This window comes from Tunicatimonas sp. (genome assembly GCF_049647865.1).
Taxonomy (GTDB): domain Bacteria; phylum Bacteroidota; class Bacteroidia; order Cytophagales; family Cyclobacteriaceae; genus Tunicatimonas.
Genome location: NZ_JBARYM010000360.1, coordinates 1 through 1,874, shown reverse-complemented (window position 1 = coordinate 1,874; position 1,874 = coordinate 1). Strand labels below are relative to the sequence as shown.

The 1,874-nt window shown below is 47.8% G+C and carries 1 protein-coding gene and 1 pseudogene; both read right to left on the bottom strand.

Annotated features, from left to right (window positions below; translation table 11 throughout):
- Positions 1–840, bottom strand: an 840-nt coding sequence (locus WBA23_RS10685; RefSeq protein WP_424582267.1) for a RagB/SusD family nutrient uptake outer membrane protein, incomplete at its 3' end; no start/stop codon positions are given.
- Between the two features lie 12 nt (positions 841–852).
- Positions 853–1,874 (bottom strand): annotated as a pseudogene (locus tag WBA23_RS10680) (SusC/RagA family TonB-linked outer membrane protein); the annotation flags it as partial.

The following is a 1,874-nucleotide window of genomic DNA, read 5'->3' as shown; positions in this document are numbered from 1 at the left end:
CTCATTTTCTCCGTTAAACAGCCCCATATATTCTTCAAAGGGTACTAAAGAAAACTCGCCGCTATTGATAATCTCCTCAAAGTATCCCTGGGCGGTAGCGTAGTCCTCGTAATTCATGTAAGCCTTGCCTAGCAGCGCTTTAGCGGCAAAAGCATCCGCTCGAGCAGTGTTATCTCCATCCCAGCTTTCGGGTAAAGCCGCTTCCGCTGCCTCTAAATCGCTAATAACCTGCTGGTAGATTTGATCTACGGTAACCCGATCCACAAACATATCATCCCGGGTAGGAGCTATCTCCAAGATTAGTGGTACTCCTAGTGCACTCGGATTACGGGCGGGAATATCTTCGCCCCACAGCCGAATCATATGGAAGTAATAAAATCCCCGTAGGTACGAAGCTTCGCCAATCATCTCGTTGATACGAGCTACTTCATCCTCCGAAGGCTCTCGCTCTTCTACATATCGGTTGGCATTACTAATAAAATCATTGGATCGGGCAATGCCCCGGTAGAACGCTCGCCAGAAGTTACGTACCAATGGGTTATCAGTCGTTACCTCGTTGCGGTAGAGTTGGTTCCAGCCGTCGGTACCTAGCCAATCTTGGTTAGCCGTTTTGGGTAACCCAAAGTGCACTTTAGGCCAAAGATCTGCTCCGAACAAGTCGTGAGGCTTCATGGCAGAGTATACCGAGGTAAGCGAAAGCTCTAAGTCGCTTACGCTTTGGAAGAAAACAGCCGCATCAATCTGATTCGGATTAGCTACATCTAACGGATCTTCTGAACACCGACCGAACAGCAGTAGAGCCAGTGCTAAGCATAGAGTATTATTTAATAATCGTTTCATAGTTGTTTATTATTAAAAGCCAAGTTGTAGTCCAGCAGAAACTAAAGTGGTTTGAGGGTACTGTCGGTAATGATCCACGCCTCGTTGGGTGTTGGCATTACTGGAGCTCTCGCTTCCCACCACTTCCGGGTCAATACCTTCGTAGTTGGTCAACGTTAGAATATTCTGAGCATTTACAAAAATGCGGGCTTGGGTCATTCCCAGTCGATCCAATACCGCGTTAGGTAACGTATAGCCTAACTGAATATTACGTAAGCGAAGGAAGGAACCGTCTTCTATATGATAGGTAGAAGGCTGCCGGAAGTTTCCGTTAGGGTCAGTAGCAATTAACCTTGGATGCTCGGTAGGGTTTTCAGGAGTCCAGGACTCAAACACTAAATCACTGGTGTTGTAGTCGCTAAACACGGTGCGCGTATACGCCTTAGGCGCGTTAAACAAATCCACTCCCTGCACTCCCTGGAAGAACATAGTAAAGTCAAAATTGCGAAATGTGATATTCGCGTTTAGTCCGTAGATCATCTCCGGCCAAGGATTACCAATGTAGGTACGGTCATCGTTATTGATTACGCCATCTTCATTGATATCTCGGTAGCGCAAGTCACCCGGAGCCGTTCGTCCGGTAAGTTGGTCGGCGGGCAGTAGAGCTCCTTCATCATCAAACGGAGAAGAACCCTGATTAGCGTGAGCGCGAATCTCATCGTAGTCTTGAAAGATACCATCCGCAACTAAACCGAAAAAGGTTCCCATCGGTCGTCCGGCTTCCGTAATAGAGGTATTACCGGTGTAGCCGTGCCCGCCACCTCCGGTCAGAATCTGCTGATTATCGTCTAACGCTCGCACTTCATTTTGGTTCCAGGCGGCATTACCGGTAATATCCAAGATCCAGTCGCCTACGCTTTGCCGATAGTTCAGAGCCAACTCAAAGCCTCGGTTTTCTACTTCTCCCACATTAATGGCTACTCCTTGCGGATTCCGATTCTCCTGAGAAACGCCTGATGAAGGAGGAATTGCTACCCCAATTAACATATCAGTAG